Genomic DNA, 16,166 nt, shown 5'->3' on the forward strand with positions numbered 1-16,166 from the left:
CATCGCCAAGCATTTAATTAAGAGAGAACCCCGGTCCCCCTGTGGCCGGGGTTTTTTCGTTTTAAAATGCCAATAAATTATTTAATGTTCTCAAAAGAGATTATTTTCGCTGGATATACAAGAGTGCAGCTTCTTCCTCTTTTGTATTATCCATATCATATTTTTGTATTCTAGTTCGTGTAAAATCCCCATCAATTATTAAATTTCTATATTGAGGCAAGTATGTCTAATCAGTTAATGGCCGGAAAAAAAATTCTTATTGTTGGTATCGCTAACGATAAAAGTATTGCCTATGGTTGTGCTAAAAAGCTTAAAGAGCATGGTGCCGAGCTGGCCATAACGTATTTGAATGATAAAGCTGAGCGCTTTGTTGCACCGCTTGCTGAAGAACTTGGTGCTAGTATTTTTATGCCTTTAGATGTCACTGTTCCGGGTCAGATGGATGCAGTATTTGATGCAATATCTGAGCAGTGGGGATCTCTTGATGGGGTGATTCATTCTTTGGCCTTTTGTCCGTTAGAAGACCTCCATGCTCCGATCTCTGAATGCTCCAGAGAGGGTTTTTTACAGGCAATGGATGTATCTTGTTACTCGTTTATAGAAATGGCGGGTAAAGCAAAAGGCCTGATGACATCAGGCGGCTCAATGATCAACTTCTCGTATCTAGGTAGCGCATTAGCGACCGGAGATTACAATATTATGGGTTGTGCTAAGGCTTCTCTTGAAGCGGCTACACGTTATTTGGCAAGGGACTTAGGGCCTAAGCACATTCGTATTAACTCTATATCGCCTGGTACGATTGCCACACGAGCAGCAGGAGGCATCAAAGATTTTGATGCTATGCTGGATTATAACCGAGCTAAATCAGTTGATGGGCAACTTCCTACCGTCGATGAAGTAGGTGGGGCGGCGCTATATTATCTAAGTGACCTTTCTAGCGGTGTTACCGGCACTACGCATTATGTTGACCATGGTGTTTGTATTGTTGGTTAGTGTTATAGCTCGCTATTTTTAAAGTCCTCTTTAAGTTTCATTACTATCCAGCCTATTAAAGGTTAGCCGTGCAATGGCTAACCTTTTTTGACTATGCTCATTGTGTTCTGGGTAAACTGATGTTTAATGGATAATTATATCTTTATTTCAATAAAACAATACGATACGTTCAATTATTCACCTAATTTCTGTTAAGTTATGTCTGTTGTTGCCGACATGTGTTCTTAAGTTTACTGTTATTTCGTTCTCTATATGTTTTCTTAATTGAAACGTTTGTTTACCAACGGTAGATTTAAAGTTATCGTCTATGCATAGAATAGTCAGGAGTTCTGTTTTGCTGGCACTTTTTAAAAAGAAAACAGCGGCTAAAGGAATCACTTCAGTCGTCTTTACTGAAGAAGGTGTTGCAATTGCGCATGTGCAGGATATTTCACACGAACCAGAACTGACCTTCTGTGAATTCGTAGAAACTAAAAACCCTTTTTTAGAACCACACCGATTTTCCGAGCTGATAGCTAAGAGCTCTTTACAAGGAAGTCAGGCATTAGTTGTTTTGCCTGAATCTTGTTATCAATTACATCTTGTTGAGCGACCTGAAGTTCCTGATGACGAGTTAGCCGAGGCATTAAGGTGGCGCATCAAGGATATGGTTACTTTCGACATCGACAAAACAGTTATTGATTATATTGAGCTCCCTGAAGATTCATATCGGGGGCTTAAACGCATGGTTTATGCTGTTGTAGCTCTGCGTGAAGAAGTTGATAAGCACGTTAAGTGGTGTCAGAGCATTGGTTTAGATCCTGTTATTGTTGATGTTCCTGAATTGGCATTGCTGAATCTAACTGAAGACCTTGCTGATTCTGAAGCTGGATTAGCTGTCTTCTATTTGGGTGAACGTAACAGCTCTATTAATCTTCTTTCTGATGCCTCTTTGTATTTTACTCGTCAATTGTCTTACAACAAAAGTGCTTCTCCAGAAAGTGCTGGCGGGGCGGTTTTAGAGTTACAGCGCTCTTTGGACTATTACGAAAGCCAAGTCGGCAAGCCACCATGTGTCCGTTTAATGGTTATGCCCTTGCAGTCTGATGATACGCCTCTAATGGAGGAGTTACGGCAGAATCTACATCTTGATATTTATTCGCTTAACCTGAATAACCTTGTGACATCTAATGAGCATTTGTCCGATGAACTTCAACAATCTGTAACGATCGCAGCGGCAGCGGCCTTACGGGTAGCTGACAATACAGTTGAGGTTAAAGGATGAAGCAAAGAATAAATCTCTATAGCTCTAATAAGGTTAAAACGAAATTCGATCCACTTAGTTTTTCAGGTGGTTTATCCATAGCGGCTGCTATCATTTTCTTGTGCTTATCTTTAGGTGCAGGTCTCTCCTTTTATTCAAACTTACAGAAAGAACAAATTGCTGAATTGAAAGAGACTAAGAAAAAATTAGATGCCGATGTTATTAACGAGCAGGCACGCTTTACAAATCAGAAAGCGAGACCCGAGTTGCTAGCCGAAAAGGCTCGTTTAGAACAAGATATTTCTTCTCGTAAACAATTGAAAGCATTGCTACATCGAGTACAGCCGTCGAACGGAAGTCGTTTCTCCACTTATCTATCTGCACTGGCTGAAGCATCAATGCCGCAATCTTGGTTTATTAAATTTCGTTTAGATAATCAGCAGCAGCGTTTTGTTGCTAAAGGTCTCGCCGTTGATGGTCCTGATATCCCTTTGATGCTTGAAGCTATTGGGCGCACAGAAACGTTCCAGGGCATGAGTGTAGGTCAGTTGAAGGTGGAGAGCACAGTTAAAGGTGTTGCGTTTGATGTAACTGCGGAGTTACGCGCTTATGATTAAAATATTACGGCAGGGTGCTGATAAATGGATTACGCTCACAATCAGAGAGAGAATCCTTATATTGGCAACAATTGTTATCTTGCCCTTAGTGGTTATCTATATTTCGTTGATTGAGCCCGCACTGCTTAGCATGAAGGATATCCCATCCCAGAAGGCTGTTTTAGAAACGAGTATCAATAGTCAGCAGCAAGTATTAAAACTTCTGAAAAACAGGGATGTCATAGACCCAAATATTGCAGCGAGAAAAGAGCTTAAACGTCTACGGTCAGAGCTTTCGACTCAAAATGAAGATATTCGTCGGGCGGCAACTAACTTGGTCTCACCTGACCAAATGCTCGTGATGTTGCGAGATGTACTTAACAATGGAACTGCGATCTCTTTAGTCAGTGCACGCAGTTTAGATGTTGAAACAATGGAGTTGGGCGATCCACAAGAAAACTCTGCAAAGATCTATGTGCACCCGTTTGAAGTCGTACTTGAGGGTAGTTATCAAGGTTTATACGATTACTTAAATCGGATTGAGCAGTTAGAAGGTGTATTCTTTTGGGATACATTAGATTACACCGTAGGAGAATATCCTACAGCAGAGATTAAGATTAAAGTACATACCTTAAGTTCTGTAGCGGGGTGGCTAGGTGCTTAACAAAATAACAGCGATATTCTTTATGTTATGTAGCTGGCATGGAATAGCGGAGCCGTTACCTGCTGATCCAACTCGGCCATCAGTTGCTGCTCAGCTAAGCGCCGTATCAGATAAGCCTGCTTATAACTTAAGTTGGTTGAGAATAGGTAGTATTACAAAAATGGCTGTCGTTAATGGTAAGCGCGTTCAAGTGGGTGATGAGGTCGATGGTGCGAAAGTACTTTCTATTGCTCATAAAGGCGTGACGCTTGACGTGGGAAGTCAGGAACAATTGATCTCATTAGCTGAGACCAAAGGTTTTAGTAAAGTGAAGAGTGGAAAATAGGTTTAATCAGTTATGAAATATATTTTCAATGTTCTATTCCTCTCTAGCGCTGTGCTATTGAGTGGTTGCCAAGCAGTTGCTCCTATTGGAGGCACTACAGCTCAACAAGAGGGCGTTGCTGCAATCGAAGAGGCTCTTTCTAATAATGAGCAGAATGAGATTATACCTGCGCCCCCCACCGCGCCTTTAGGTCTATTACCTCCGCTGAGTTTTGACTCAGGTCACGGAAATTCTAGCGAGCGTTTTGATATTACCGCAGAAGCTCTACCTGCACGTGATTTCTTTATGGGCCTAGTGCAAGGCACGTCTTACAATATGATTGTTCATGAAGAGGTTGGCGGCACTATTTCGTTAGCGCTAAAGGATGTGACCGTAGCTGAAGTAATGAGGGCTATTCAACGTGTTTATGGCTATGAATATAGTCGTGATGGAAACTTGTACCAAGTTTTGCCTGCTTCTTTGCAAACCAAAATTTTCCAAATAAATTATTTAGATATCCAACGTGAAGGTACTTCAGATACACAGGTTAGCGCGGGATCTGTGAGTACATCAGGTGATAATTCGAGTACTGATGAAGTGATTGGTACACGGATCAGTACAAAAACCTCAACTGATTTTTGGGGTAATTTGCAAAGCACTTTAGATACCATCGTTTCAGGTGAGGGCCGTAAAGTTGTTGTTACGCCGCAGACCGGAGTGGTTGTCGTACGTGCGCTACCGAGCGAATTAAAGACAGTAAGCGCTTATCTAGATCAAGCTGAGCTTATTCTACATCGACAAGTCGTGATTGAAGCCAAAATACTTGAAGTCACGCTTAATAGTGGTTTCCAGGCGGGGGTGAATTGGACTGCATTAGGTGAGTTAAGTGGAGGTAAGTCCGCACTTTTTAGTCAGTCTTCTACAAGCTTAACAAATGCTGATTCTATTGGTGGTATCTTTAAAGCAGATTTAAGCCTTGGTGATTTTACAGCTGTTATAGAGCTCCTCGGTACTCAGGGTGATGTGCAAGTATTGTCCAGCCCTCGTGTATCAACTGTTAATAATCAGAAAGCGATTATTAAAGTGGGAACGGATGAATTCTTTGTTACCGAAGTCGAAAATACAACGACTACAGGTACCAGTACAACCAATTCGCCAAGCATAGAATTGACTCCTTTCTTTTCTGGTATCGCCCTGGACGTAACACCTCAGATAAGTGCGGATGGACGTATTGTTTTACACATTCACCCAGCGGTTTCACGTGTAGAAGATCAGCAGAAGCGAATTAGTATCGGGAGTGATGAATTTAATATACCGCTTGCACTTAGTACTATCAGAGAGTCCGATAGTATTGTTAAAGCGGATAGTGGTCAGGTGATTGTGATTGGTGGCTTAATGCAATCCATATCAAATAATATTGATGCTGAAGCGCCTGGACTGAGCGATATTCCAGGTATAGGTAACCTTTTTAAGCAGAAACAATATTCAGCGAATAAAACTGAGTTAGTTATTCTATTGAGACCTGTATTGTCTAACTTTGAGTCTCAGCAATCAGAGCTTAAAAGAAGCTTAGATGCGTTTAGACCGTCGTTTTAATAAGGTGACCGGAAATTGTATTTAGATCATTTTGGTTTAAGTGAACTGCCCTTTACGCTGACGCCTAATACGCATTTCTTTTTGAATATGCCTACTCACCATGAGGCATTGAACCTTATGTTAGTAGCTCTAGCGGGAGGTGATGGCTTTGTTAAGGTAGTAGGAGAGGTTGGTACAGGAAAAACACTACTCTGTCGTAAATTACTCAATGCGCTTGATTGTGATGATTATGTAACAGCTTATATTCCGAACCCCTATCTTAGTCCAGATGAATTCCGTAAAAGCTTCGCCCAAGAGATCGGCTTAGATGTCAGTGGGTTAGAACATTTTGATCTACTTAATGCCATAAATCAGCGATTAATTGAGCTTGCTCAGGAACAACGTAAAGTTGTTCTCTTGGTCGATGAAGCCCAGGCCATGCCCGAAGAAACGATAGAAGCATTACGGCTACTCACTAATCTTGAAACTGAGTCGGCTAAACTGTTTCAGGTTGTACTTTTTGGCCAGCCTGAATTGGATGAGCTTTTAAGTCAGAAGTCGTTACGTCAGCTCTTACAGCGCATAACGTTTAGCTATGAATTGAGCCATTTAGATAATGAAGCGGTAGAGCATTACATTGATCAGCGGATTCAAAAGGCGGGCTTTAATGGGATGTCGCTTTTTAAACGAGATGCATCTAACAAAATTGCGCGTGCTTCAGGTGGAACTCCTCGTTTAATTAATATCTTATCGCATAAAGCGCTAATGGCTGCATATGGCAAAGGTGATCTTAAGGTTGATGGTGCACATGTGCTTCGTGCCATTGACGATACGCAAGGCATTGTGAAACCCAAAAATACACAGCCAATTGTTTGGGGTTTAATCGGTGGCTTGTTTGTGGCGACAGTGTTTTTGGTTTATTTAGGCATTAATCAATGAGTTTGGTTAATGACATGCTGCGAGATCTAGAGCAGCGTAATGAAAATAGCGCGACTGTACCGGGCAACCAGTCAACGGTTAAAGCTGCGCAGCATATTGAAGAACCTCTCCCAAACTCTACTCCTCGTTATATCCTATGGGCGATAGGTGCCGCTGCCCTCGTGATGACGCTATGGTTTTTATGGCAGCAATATGCAGATCAGTATCAGGGTGATGATTCTGGTTTACCTTACATGACAGAAACGGTTATTGAGTCTGAGGTTAAATCTGGCCCAGTTGATGATGAGTCAGAGGACGAGCCGGTCATTCTTTCAGATACGGCTATTCCTGAACAAAGTCATATTGCTCCTGATGATATTAAATATGAAGCAATCCCTAATCAGCCGATCACGATTAATGAGATAAAGTGGGCGGGTACCGATTTAGGTGGAGATCTTGTTGTTCGGCTAAGTAATGATGCAGATATTCAGGTCTTAAACCAAAAAGATAAAGCTATTGTTATTGCCTTAGATGACGTTTCCCTAAAAACGGCATTGCCTTTGATATCTAGCTCATTTGTTAGACGTTTAGATATGAATGTAGATGAACAGCAGCGTACTTTATTAACGTTAACAACCCATGTTCCAAGTCAGTTTGTTTTTCGCCTTGAGACATCACCAACCACGTTGATTCTAGGTGTTATTCCTCAGCAGATTCAGCCTGTTGAACCGCAAGTAATAGTGAGTACTGAAGCGGTTTCGGTTGAGGAAAGTACACCTGCTCATTCTGATAAAAAGGTTGTTACTGAGGTGGTTAAATCAAAGCCATCGGAATCGATTCGTTCAGGCAGTGAACTTCATGTAAATGTTTCTGCTTACTCGGAAAATATTACGCCTAAGGCTACAAAGCCGGTTGAGAAAACGAGCCTAACATTAAGTGACCGGCAGGTTGCAACACGTGCGCGCCAGTTAATTGGTAAAGGCGATATAGCAGGTGCTGAAAAGCAAATGTTGACGTTTATCACAGGGCAACCGAATAGGGCTGAAAATGTTAGAGGCGTATTAGCCACCTTGCTTCTGTCCAAAGGGGACATGCAGGGGAGTCAGAATTTAGTGACTCAAAGTCTGCGAATGCACCCAAACAATAGTACGTTAAAAAAACTGCAAGCACGGATCTGGATGTCAGACGGGCAAACCGGTCGTGTTATAACTTTATTGAACCAACAGCCGCCTAGTATCGAGAATGATTCAGAATATTATGAGTTAATGGCAACGGCTATGCAGCAGCAAGGCCTCCCGGAAAAAGCGGCACAAGTTTATTATCAGCTGCTCCAACTTGAAAATGATGTACCGCGTTGGTGGATTGGGATGGGTTATGCGCTAGAACAAGTTAAGCGATACAGTGATGCCCGTAGTGCGTATCAACGAGGGATGCAGATTCCAACAATTGATAACGGTTTGAAAAACTATGCTCGCCAGCGTATTCAAGCGCTGGCGGGTCGTTAGGAGGAAGGGGCTGCATGGCTGCACCCAAGATGAAAATCCGTATTGGTGATCTATTAGTTCAGAATGGGGTTCTAACTGAGCCTCAGCTAATGGAAGCGCTGGATAAGCAAAAGCAAACGCGCCAGAAGCTGGGTAAAACCCTAGTGACTATGGGGTATGTTAAGGAGCAGCAGTTCCTTGAGTTTCTCTCTCAGCAGCTAAATATTCCTCTCGTTGAGTTAAATCACTACTCGTTTAATCAAGATGATGTTTTACGTTTACCTGAAACTCAAGCACGGCGTTTCCGTGCATTAGTGCTTAAAGAGGATGCTGATCACTTCTTAGTCGGGATGTCGGACCCGATGGATATTTTTGCGTTCGATGAATTACAACGAGCACTGCCTAAGCCGATAGAGCTAGCGGTTGTTTCTGAAGCGCAGCTTTTGCAATCAATGGATCTGTTATATCGCAAAACAAGTGATATTGAAGATCTAGCCGACCAGCTAAATGAAGAAATTGCTGATGATGCGTTTGACCTCGCAGCATTAACAGCAACGGATGAAGTTGATGTCCCTGTTGTTAAATTATTAAAGAGCTTGTTTGAGGATGCTGTTCAAGTAGGTGCATCTGATATACATATTGAGCCTGATGAGACGGTTTTGCGTGTTCGCCAGCGTATTGATGGTGTATTGCATGAACATGTCATGAAGGAGAAGCGTATTGCTTCGGCACTTGTGCTTCGTTTAAAGCTCATGGCGTCACTCAATATATCTGAAAAACGCTTGCCTCAAGATGGTCGTTTTAACATTAGCGTAAAAGGCCATAGTGTTGATGTACGTATGTCGACACTGCCGATTCAGTACGGTGAATCGGTTGTTATGCGTTTGTTAGACCAATCGGGTGGAATCATTGGTCTAGACAAGGTTGGTTTACCTGAAAAGATGTTACCTCGTTTGCGGAAAATGATTAATGAACCGCATGGGATTTTGTTGGTAACAGGGCCGACAGGTAGTGGTAAAACGACCACGCTATATGGTGCGCTAAATGAATTAAATAGCCATAAGAAAAAGATTATCACCGTTGAAGACCCAGTAGAGTATCGTTTACCGCGAATTAACCAAGTGCAAGTTCATCCAAATATAGGGTTAGATTTTTCTACGGTCTTGCGTGCGACATTACGTCAAGACCCGGACATATTATTAGTGGGTGAGATTCGAGATAAAGAAACCGCAGAGATCGCGTTAAGAGCGGCGATGACAGGTCACTTTGTACTATCTACGTTGCATACCAATGATGCGGTTTCGAGTGCGATGCGCTTAACCGATATTGGTATTGAAGGTTATTTAGCTGCATCCGCTTTGAATGGCATTTTAGCGCAGCGATTGGTACGTAAAATATGTAATAACTGTTCTCAACACTACCATCCAAGTGGCTCGGAGCAGGTATGGCTAGATGAGCGTCAGGAAGAGTTAGGGCTTGATGATATTGAGCTTAAGAAAGGGCGTGGTTGCACCTATTGTAATAATACCGGTTATAAAGGTCGTACCGGTATTTTTGAATTACTCGAAATTAATGAGCCAATGGCGGATGCCTTACGACGTAATGATAGCGCTGCATTTACCGCAGCGGCGACAACGGATCCACATTACAAACCGCTGGTTTATAGTGCGTTAGATCTGGCTCTTGCAGGTATCACTTCTTTGGAGGAGGTATTCCGTGTGACCGAACAGTTAGATGAATCAGTCTACTTAGACGCTCCTGAAGTAGATAACAGCTCACCTGCATTGCCGAGTACCGGCGGTTTGGAACTTGAGTAAGTGGGAAAAATAAACGATGCCAGCATTTAGTTATCGGGGTAGAAACAGAGAAGGTGGAGAAGTTACTGGCCGTATAGAGGCGGGTAGCTTGGATATGGCTGCGTCGCAGCTTTCTGCTGACGGCATTATTCCGATAACAATTACTGCAGCGCAGGCAGAAAAGACTAAAGAGGCCGCGGGAAGCAAAGAGATAAAACTGAGCCTTTTCCAGAAGGTTAGTCTTGATGAGTTGATCATGTTTAGCCGGCAGATGTATAGCCTCACTAAAGCGGGTGTGCCAATTACACGTGCGATGAGAGGCTTAGCTAATACAGTCTCTAACCCTCTGCTTGAAGGTATCTTAGGCACCTTAGCGGATGATTTAGAAAAAGGTAATACTTTATCTTCAGCTTTGTCAAAGCATCCCAAAGTATTTAGTGAGCTTTATATCAGTATGATCCATGTTGGAGAGAATACGGGTCAGTTAGATGGTTCTTTTCGACAGATGGCCGCATATCTAGAGTTAGAACGCGAAACTATTAAAAGTGTGAAGCAAGCTACACGTTATCCTATGTTTGTCTTGTTCGCTATTTCTGTTGCTATTGGCATTATTAATATCTTTGTTATACCCGCCTTTAAATCAGTATTTGAGAGCTTTGGTGGGGATATGCCATGGCAAACAAAAGTATTAATAACGCTTTCTGATTTTACGGTGAATTGGTGGTGGGCCATGTTAGGTGGTTTAGTCATCATGATATTTGCTTTCTTCCGATGGGTGAAAACGGAAAAAGGGCATATGGCATGGGATCGAAGAAAACTGAAGTTTCCACTCGTCGGGCCGATATTCTATAGAGTTGTACTCGGCCGCTTCTCGAGAACATTCAGTATTGTTCTAAAAGCCGGTGTACCTATTGAGCAAGGTTTGACAATTGTTGCTACCGCTGTGGGTAATCGTTATATCGGTAGTAAAGTGGCAGATATGCGCCAAGGTATCGAGCGTGGTGAGGCATTTACGCAAACAGCCCATCAAGCCAAAATGTTTAGTCCATTGGTGATGCAGATGTTGGCTGTAGGCGAAGAAACCGGTCGAGTCGATGAGATGCTAGAAGAAGCCGCAGGCTTTTATGAACAAGAGGTTGAATACGATTTAAAGAATTTAGCGAGTGCAATTGAGCCTATCATGATCGTAGCGATCGGCATGATGGTGCTTGTGCTTGCATTGGGCGTTTTCTTACCATTATGGGAATTGAGCACCACGATCAATGGTTAAGAGTGGGGTGTTAAAACGTGACAACAGTGGTTTTTCACTGTTGGAGCTCGTTGTCTCGCTTATTATTATTTCTACGTTGATGCTGTGGGCTTATAAAAGTCTTGAAGGCCTTGCGGAAGATGTTGAGCGGGTGTCCTTTGAAGGGGTGAGTCAGAATATTCAGGCTCAAGTCACTTTAAAAGTGGCATACTGGTTTGCAGAACAGAATGAGGTGTCTAAAACGGAGTTGAGGACGGCTAACCCTATGGAGCTGATACAGCATAGGCCCTTTAATTATGCGGGGGAGATAACCTATAGCGAGTTAGCGAAAGTTCAGGGTGAATTTTGGTATTTTGTTACGGATAAACACTGGCTTGTTTATAAAGCGAAAAGAGTAACGCAGCTTAAAAATGAGTTTGAACAAGTTGATGTAATACCTTTTCAGATTGTGGCAACGTTGCAGCAACCTGGCCGAGAGAACGGTTTGGCAGTCGAAGCGAGCTTACTGCCACTATATAAGTTTTATTGGAAAGCAGATTAAGGCAGGCTAAACTATACAAACTGCTTATAATTTGTTAAAAATCAATTAATTGCAATTTAATAGTCAGGGGCAGAGAGTTCCATGAAAAAGCAAACAGGTTTTACAATCATTGAATTGGTCGTTGTTATCGCCTTACTGGGTATTTTAGCCGCAGTAGCACTACCGCGTTTTATTAATGTGACAGATGATGCGCATAATGCAGCTGTTAAAGGTGCTGCAGGTGGTTTTGCTGCTGGTGTTGCTTTGGCTAAAGCTAAAGCAGTCGTAGAAAATGCAGGGTCTGGAGCAGGCGTTCAACTGGATGGTGCTGCTTCCGTCGCGATCAATAGTTCTGGTTACCCTATCGGTGCATCGGGAGCGGGTAATTCGATTGGTGGTGCTGGAGACTGTGTCGACGTTTGGGACAATGTTTTGCAAGGTAGTCGTCCTACTGCTTCGACAGCTGCCGCTGCACCAGGTAATGGTGTTGATTACCAGGCTGGCGCTGTAGATGCTGATACATGTACTTTCACTTACCGTCAGGATGCGCCTTCAGGTGCGAATCGTTTGATCACTTACGATGCTGATTCTGGCAACGTTACCGTGACCGGTGCCGACGAGTAATAGTACCGATTGTGTGCTTCATATGAGCAGCTTTTATCCGTCTTTAGCTCAAGCTAAGAAAAGCTGCTCTCTATCTCGCCAGCGTGGTTTCACGGTGGTTGAGCTTATCGTTGTTATTGTTCTTTTAGGCATTCTTTCAGCCGTTGCTTTCCCTCGACTTGGTGGCGTTTCTAGTTATCAAGATGCTTCTCTTCGTAGTTCGATTCTTGGTTCATTAAAATTGGCGCAGAAATCCGCATTAGCGCAGCATGCCTCTTCTGTATATTGGGTATTGGGTCGCCAAGCCACTGATCAGTGGCGTATCTATATACTCCTTGATACAAGTGTGGGAGATGGTGCATCGCCGGTGGAAATATCATCTGCACAACTTCAAAAAAATATTCTTGCGAGTACACATATCTCCTACGATGTTTCTTTAAGCGTAGGAGGGGCGTTGTCGAGCAGTATTGGTGTTGGTGAGAATATTGTCGTTATGTATAACCAGCTGGGTGATATGGTGCGTGTGAAAAGTAATGTTGCGCTTTCCTCAGAAGCCTCCTTCCCTAGCTTAGCCCAAGCAGTTAATAGTAGTTTACAGTTTACTGATAGCCGTGGTGGTTTTTGTCTTTCGTTAACAGGTTATAACTATGAATCAACCTGTCGCTGAGCGCGGATTCTCCATAATAGAAGTGATTGTCACAATCGTGATAATCAGTATTGCTCTGACGGCGGCGATAGCGAGTTGGGGAAATATAGCGAAACATAGCTCTGATGTTATGTGGCAGACGCGAGTCTCCTATTTAGGTCAGGCCTATCTAGAAGAGATTCTTTCGCGTCGTTATGATGAAACTACACCTGTTGGTGGAAGTCCTATCTGTAATCCCTGCACAGCAGAAGTCAGTTTTGGTCCTGAAGGCTCTGAAACCCGTGAAACTTTCGATGATGTAGATGACTATCACGGCTTGAGTGAGAATGCGGTAGGTCTTTTTAATGCCGTTGTTACCTCGGGAGGTATCTCTTCTTATAGGAACTATCAAGTGAGCGTTGAAGTTTCTTATGTTGGATCATCATATTTCACTGCTTCTGATAATTCGCTAGTAAAGCAGGTAATTGTCACCGTGACACCTCCCGGTAATACGGGTCAAGGCGCGGTTAAATTTAGTGCCCTACGGGGTAACTATTAATGCACATTTTATCTCATAAACGCGCTAGTTTTTTAGGCAAACAGCATGGCTTTACGATTGTAGAGCTGATTGTTGTGATCGTTTTATTAAGCATTATTTCTCTCGTTACCGTTGGTTTTATTACGTCTACGATGCAGGGGTATGCGGACCTTACGCGGCGTGATCAGCTTTCTTCCGCCGTTAGGGTGGCGGTAGAGCGTATGGCGCGTGAAATTCGTAATGCATTACCAAACAGTATTAGGGTCGATGGGGCCGGGCAGTGTATAGAGTTCATTCCGTCGTTAGCCGCATCTCGGTATTTATCTATACCCATATCTGCATCAAGCAGCTTTCCATCGGTACCTTTTGCAGTAGAACCACCGATTGGCAGAATTGCGGTATACCCGATCGATACAAATACGGCAGATGAACCCGCTCGGCCAGCGGGTGAAAATCCAATATATGATTTAGACAGCCTCTCTATTATCTCTCCACTCATGAGCGCAAGCAGTGCACTAGAGTCTGCTTCTGGTACGGTTGATGTGCTGCTGACAGGCACGCATAGATTCCCTGCAGAGTCTCCATCTAAGCGTTACTTTATCGTCGATGAGCCGGTCAGCTTTTGTATTGTTGGAACGGATCTATATCGTTTTCAGGGTGCAGAAGGGAGCTCATATACGTTCGCAAATAGTCAGCCTGATGGGGTGACCTTATTTGCTAACCTATCGGAGCCTCAAGAGGCTTTGCTTGCCAGTGATATTGTTACGCCTGGAGATAGTTCGCCGTTTAAATACAGTGAAGCCACGTTATTGAGAAATGGTATCGTGCTATTTGATCTTTTTGTTCAAGATCAAGATTTATCGGTCTCAGATCCTACGCAAGAAAGCATCCGAGTCCAATTTGAAGTGCAGGTTAAAAATGTCCCTTAATAATACTCATCCTGCTGCGCGCCGGAGGCAAGCCGGTTTAGGTTTGATATCAGCGATCTTTGTTATCACCATACTAGCGGTTATGATCACCGGAATGGCGCGTTTCTTTACGCTGACCCAAGAGACAACAGTGCAAGAGTTTGTGGGTGCACGAGCAATTACGGCGGCACAAACCGGGGTTGAGTTAGAGCTTACCTGTTTGGAAAATGGACTGTCTGGTTGCACCGCATCAGCGGCGGTTGGTAGTGCTCCAGCAGTATGGGATTATTGGCCCGGGCCAACGGCGAATGAAAGTTTTACCGTTAAAGGGCTTAATGGTTGCCACGCAGAGGTTTTTTATTACAGCGTCGATTCCCCAGAGGGGAGTTTTTGGACGATTGATAGTACCGGATACTGTGGTGGAAGTGGTTTAGATGGTGCTTCTCGACGTATCGTAATCAGAGCAGCACAGTAACCGCTCTGATTACATCAATAGGTTTAGATACCGTATTCGTCGCGGTACTTGCTAATCGCTGCTAATTCAGTGGCCATATCACCTTTTTCAGTCAAGTAGTCGATTAGATCGCCTAAGCTCACGATGCTGACAACCGGCATGCTGTAATCACGCTCTACTTCCTGAATCGCGGACAGTTCACCTTTACCTTTCTCTTGGCGGTTAAGTGCAATCACAACACCTGCTGGTTTCGCACCTGCTTGGTCGATGATCTCCATCACTTCACGGATAGCAGTGCCCGCAGTAATTACGTCATCAATGATCATGACGCCGCCTTCCAATGCTGCGCCAACTAAGCTACCGCCTTCGCCGTGGGTTTTTGCTTCCTTACGGTTAAATACATAAGGAACATCATCGCCATGTTGGTCCGCTAGCGCAACAGCCGTTGTTGTCGCCAAAGGGATGCCTTTGTAGGCAGGGCCGAATAACACATCAAATGAAACACCAGAGTTTTTTATCGCTTGAGCATAAAAACGACCGAGTTTTGCCAGTGCGCTGCCGGTGCTAAAAAGGCCAGCATTAAAGAAATAAGGGCTAGTACGGCCGGATTTAAGCGTAAATTCGCCAAAGCGCAGTACATTTTGTTCGATAGCAAATTCAATAAACTCGCGCTGGTAATCCTGCATAGCAGTCTCCGATGGATTGGGGATTAAAAAATTGGGGTTATTCTACCAGTGAGCGGCGTTTGGCTCCATAAGTGTAAGCAGCAGCAAAAAATTTCAATTTCGTTCACTTCGCTATACAATCCCACCTTAGATTAAAAATAATATTAATTCGTTATTGGTCTGGATTCAGACAGGAACACACTTTTATGCGCGTCATCACCTTTAATGCACAAGGTATTGAACAGGCTGTTGAAAAAGGCTTTTTCGACTGGATGGTCCAACAAAATGCTGATGTGATTTGCTTGCAAGATTTGCGTGCAAAAGACTATCAACTGGATGATGAACGTTATCACCCAGAAGGCTACCACTCTTACTTCTTTGATGCTTGGGAAGATGGCTATAGTGGTGTGGCGATCTATACGCGTGAAATCCCTAAAGCGATTATGACAGGTTTAAGCTTTGAGCTCTGTGATCAGCATGGGCGTTTTATCCAAGCTGACTTTGAACATGTGAGTGTGGCTTCTTTTGCACTGCCTTCAGGCTTAAAAGGCGATGAAGCACAGCAAGAGAAAGAAGCCTTCATGGTGGATTTTGCCGGACATCTCAATAAAACGTTGCGTAAACGTCGTGAATTTATCTTTTGCGGTACCACCAATATCGCGCATAAGACCGTCGATCTAAGCAACTGGTATGCTAATCAGACCGTTTCCGGTTTCTTGCAAAATGAACGCGATTGGATGGCTTTAATCTTTGATGAGATGGGTTATGTCGATGCATTCCGTCAAATTAACCATGCGGAACGCCAGTTTACATGGTGGCCAGAATACAATCGTGCGCGTAAATTAAATGAAGGTGCTCGCTTAGACTACCAGATCACAACAGCCAACCTGCGTAAAACTGTGAAGAATGCACAGATCTATCGTGATGTTGCTTTTAGTGAGCATGCACCGGTCATCATTGATTACGATATAGGTTAAGCGTTAAGCGCGAAAACAGCTTAGTGACTTAATAATAAAAAAGGAGCCAATGGC

18 protein-coding genes are annotated in these 16,166 nt (G+C 43.4%); 17 read left to right on the forward strand and 1 reads right to left on the reverse strand.

The features are described 5' to 3' along the window. Positions 1–222 precede the first annotated feature (222 nt). The 16 genes from fabI to B4K11_RS10575 all read left to right on the forward strand — a co-directional run bounded on the left by fabI (position 223) and on the right by B4K11_RS10575 (position 14,491). Positions 223–993, forward strand: a complete 771-nt coding sequence (gene fabI / locus B4K11_RS10500) for an enoyl-ACP reductase FabI (protein WP_292950523.1) — start codon at positions 223–225, stop codon at positions 991–993. A 334-nt stretch (positions 994–1,327) separates the two neighbouring features. Next, entirely contained in the window at positions 1,328–2,257 is a 930-nt protein-coding gene (gene pilM, locus B4K11_RS10505; RefSeq protein ID WP_292950524.1) for a pilus assembly protein PilM, read from the forward strand. After that, positions 2,254–2,853: a hypothetical protein gene (locus B4K11_RS10510; protein ID WP_292950525.1), complete on the forward strand. Its 600-nt coding sequence runs from the start codon at positions 2,254–2,256 to the stop codon at positions 2,851–2,853. The genes pilM and B4K11_RS10510 overlap by 4 nt, the downstream gene beginning before the upstream one ends. Beyond that, a complete protein-coding gene (locus B4K11_RS10515) occupies positions 2,846–3,496 on the forward strand; it encodes a hypothetical protein (RefSeq protein ID WP_292950526.1) in 651 nt (216 codons plus the stop codon). Before B4K11_RS10510 ends, B4K11_RS10515 begins: the two co-directional genes overlap by 8 nt. Then, positions 3,489–3,821, forward strand: coding sequence for a hypothetical protein (locus tag B4K11_RS10520; protein WP_292950527.1), 333 nt, complete (start codon positions 3,489–3,491; stop codon positions 3,819–3,821). The genes B4K11_RS10515 and B4K11_RS10520 overlap by 8 nt, the downstream gene beginning before the upstream one ends. Positions 3,822–3,833: 12 nt before the next feature. After that, positions 3,834–5,396: a pilus (MSHA type) biogenesis protein MshL gene (gene mshL / locus B4K11_RS10525; RefSeq protein ID WP_292950528.1), complete on the forward strand. Its 1,563-nt coding sequence runs from the start codon at positions 3,834–3,836 to the stop codon at positions 5,394–5,396. 15 nt (positions 5,397–5,411) lie between these two features. Beyond that, the gene (locus tag B4K11_RS10530) at positions 5,412–6,314 is read left to right on the forward strand and encodes an ExeA family protein (protein WP_292950529.1); all 903 of its coding nucleotides are present in this window, start codon (positions 5,412–5,414) and stop codon (positions 6,312–6,314) included. Further along, a complete protein-coding gene (locus B4K11_RS10535) occupies positions 6,311–7,798 on the forward strand; it encodes a tetratricopeptide repeat protein (RefSeq protein ID WP_292950530.1) in 1,488 nt (495 codons plus the stop codon). Before B4K11_RS10530 ends, B4K11_RS10535 begins: the two co-directional genes overlap by 4 nt. Positions 7,799–7,812: 14 nt before the next feature. Next, positions 7,813–9,594: a GspE/PulE family protein gene (locus B4K11_RS10540; RefSeq protein WP_292950531.1), complete on the forward strand. Its 1,782-nt coding sequence runs from the start codon at positions 7,813–7,815 to the stop codon at positions 9,592–9,594. 16 nt (positions 9,595–9,610) lie between these two features. Continuing rightward, positions 9,611–10,843, forward strand: a complete 1,233-nt coding sequence (locus B4K11_RS10545) for a type II secretion system F family protein (protein WP_292950532.1) — start codon at positions 9,611–9,613, stop codon at positions 10,841–10,843. A 7-nt stretch (positions 10,844–10,850) separates the two neighbouring features. Further along, a complete protein-coding gene (locus tag B4K11_RS10550) occupies positions 10,851–11,363 on the forward strand; it encodes a type II secretion system protein (protein WP_292950533.1) in 513 nt (170 codons plus the stop codon). 81 nt (positions 11,364–11,444) lie between these two features. Further along, positions 11,445–11,966 carry a type II secretion system protein gene (locus tag B4K11_RS10555; RefSeq protein WP_292950534.1) on the forward strand — a complete coding sequence of 174 codons (522 nt, stop codon included), beginning with the start codon at positions 11,445–11,447 and terminating at the stop codon, positions 11,964–11,966. Positions 11,967–11,988: 22 nt separating this feature from the next. After that, positions 11,989–12,612 (forward strand): prepilin-type N-terminal cleavage/methylation domain-containing protein, encoded by a 624-nt coding sequence (locus tag B4K11_RS10560; protein ID WP_292950535.1) that lies wholly within the window; start codon positions 11,989–11,991, stop codon positions 12,610–12,612. Continuing rightward, positions 12,593–13,129 (forward strand): prepilin-type N-terminal cleavage/methylation domain-containing protein, encoded by a 537-nt coding sequence (locus tag B4K11_RS10565; RefSeq protein WP_292950536.1) that lies wholly within the window; start codon positions 12,593–12,595, stop codon positions 13,127–13,129. Before B4K11_RS10560 ends, B4K11_RS10565 begins: the two co-directional genes overlap by 20 nt. Further along, positions 13,129–14,037 carry a PulJ/GspJ family protein gene (locus tag B4K11_RS10570; RefSeq protein WP_292950537.1) on the forward strand — a complete coding sequence of 303 codons (909 nt, stop codon included), beginning with the start codon at positions 13,129–13,131 and terminating at the stop codon, positions 14,035–14,037. Before B4K11_RS10565 ends, B4K11_RS10570 begins: the two co-directional genes overlap by 1 nt. After that, positions 14,027–14,491: a hypothetical protein gene (locus B4K11_RS10575; RefSeq protein WP_292950538.1), complete on the forward strand. Its 465-nt coding sequence runs from the start codon at positions 14,027–14,029 to the stop codon at positions 14,489–14,491. The genes B4K11_RS10570 and B4K11_RS10575 overlap by 11 nt, the downstream gene beginning before the upstream one ends. A 23-nt stretch (positions 14,492–14,514) precedes the next feature. Here the strand turns inward: B4K11_RS10575 and pyrE are convergent, their stop codons facing one another. Continuing rightward, complete coding sequence (pyrE, locus tag B4K11_RS10580) at positions 14,515–15,156, reverse strand: orotate phosphoribosyltransferase (protein WP_292950539.1); 642 nt, start codon at positions 15,154–15,156, stop codon at positions 14,515–14,517. Between the two features lie 185 nt (positions 15,157–15,341). Here pyrE and B4K11_RS10585 point away from each other — a divergent pair, with 185 nt between their 5' ends. Next, on the forward strand, positions 15,342–16,112 hold the full coding sequence (locus tag B4K11_RS10585; RefSeq protein WP_292950540.1) for an exodeoxyribonuclease III: 771 nt from the start codon (positions 15,342–15,344) through the stop codon (positions 16,110–16,112). Positions 16,113–16,166: the final 54 nt, after the last annotated feature.

The organism is Neptuniibacter sp. UBA6509 (assembly GCA_002435145.1).
In the GTDB taxonomy this organism is placed as follows: Bacteria; Pseudomonadota; Gammaproteobacteria; order Pseudomonadales; family Balneatricaceae; genus Neptuniibacter.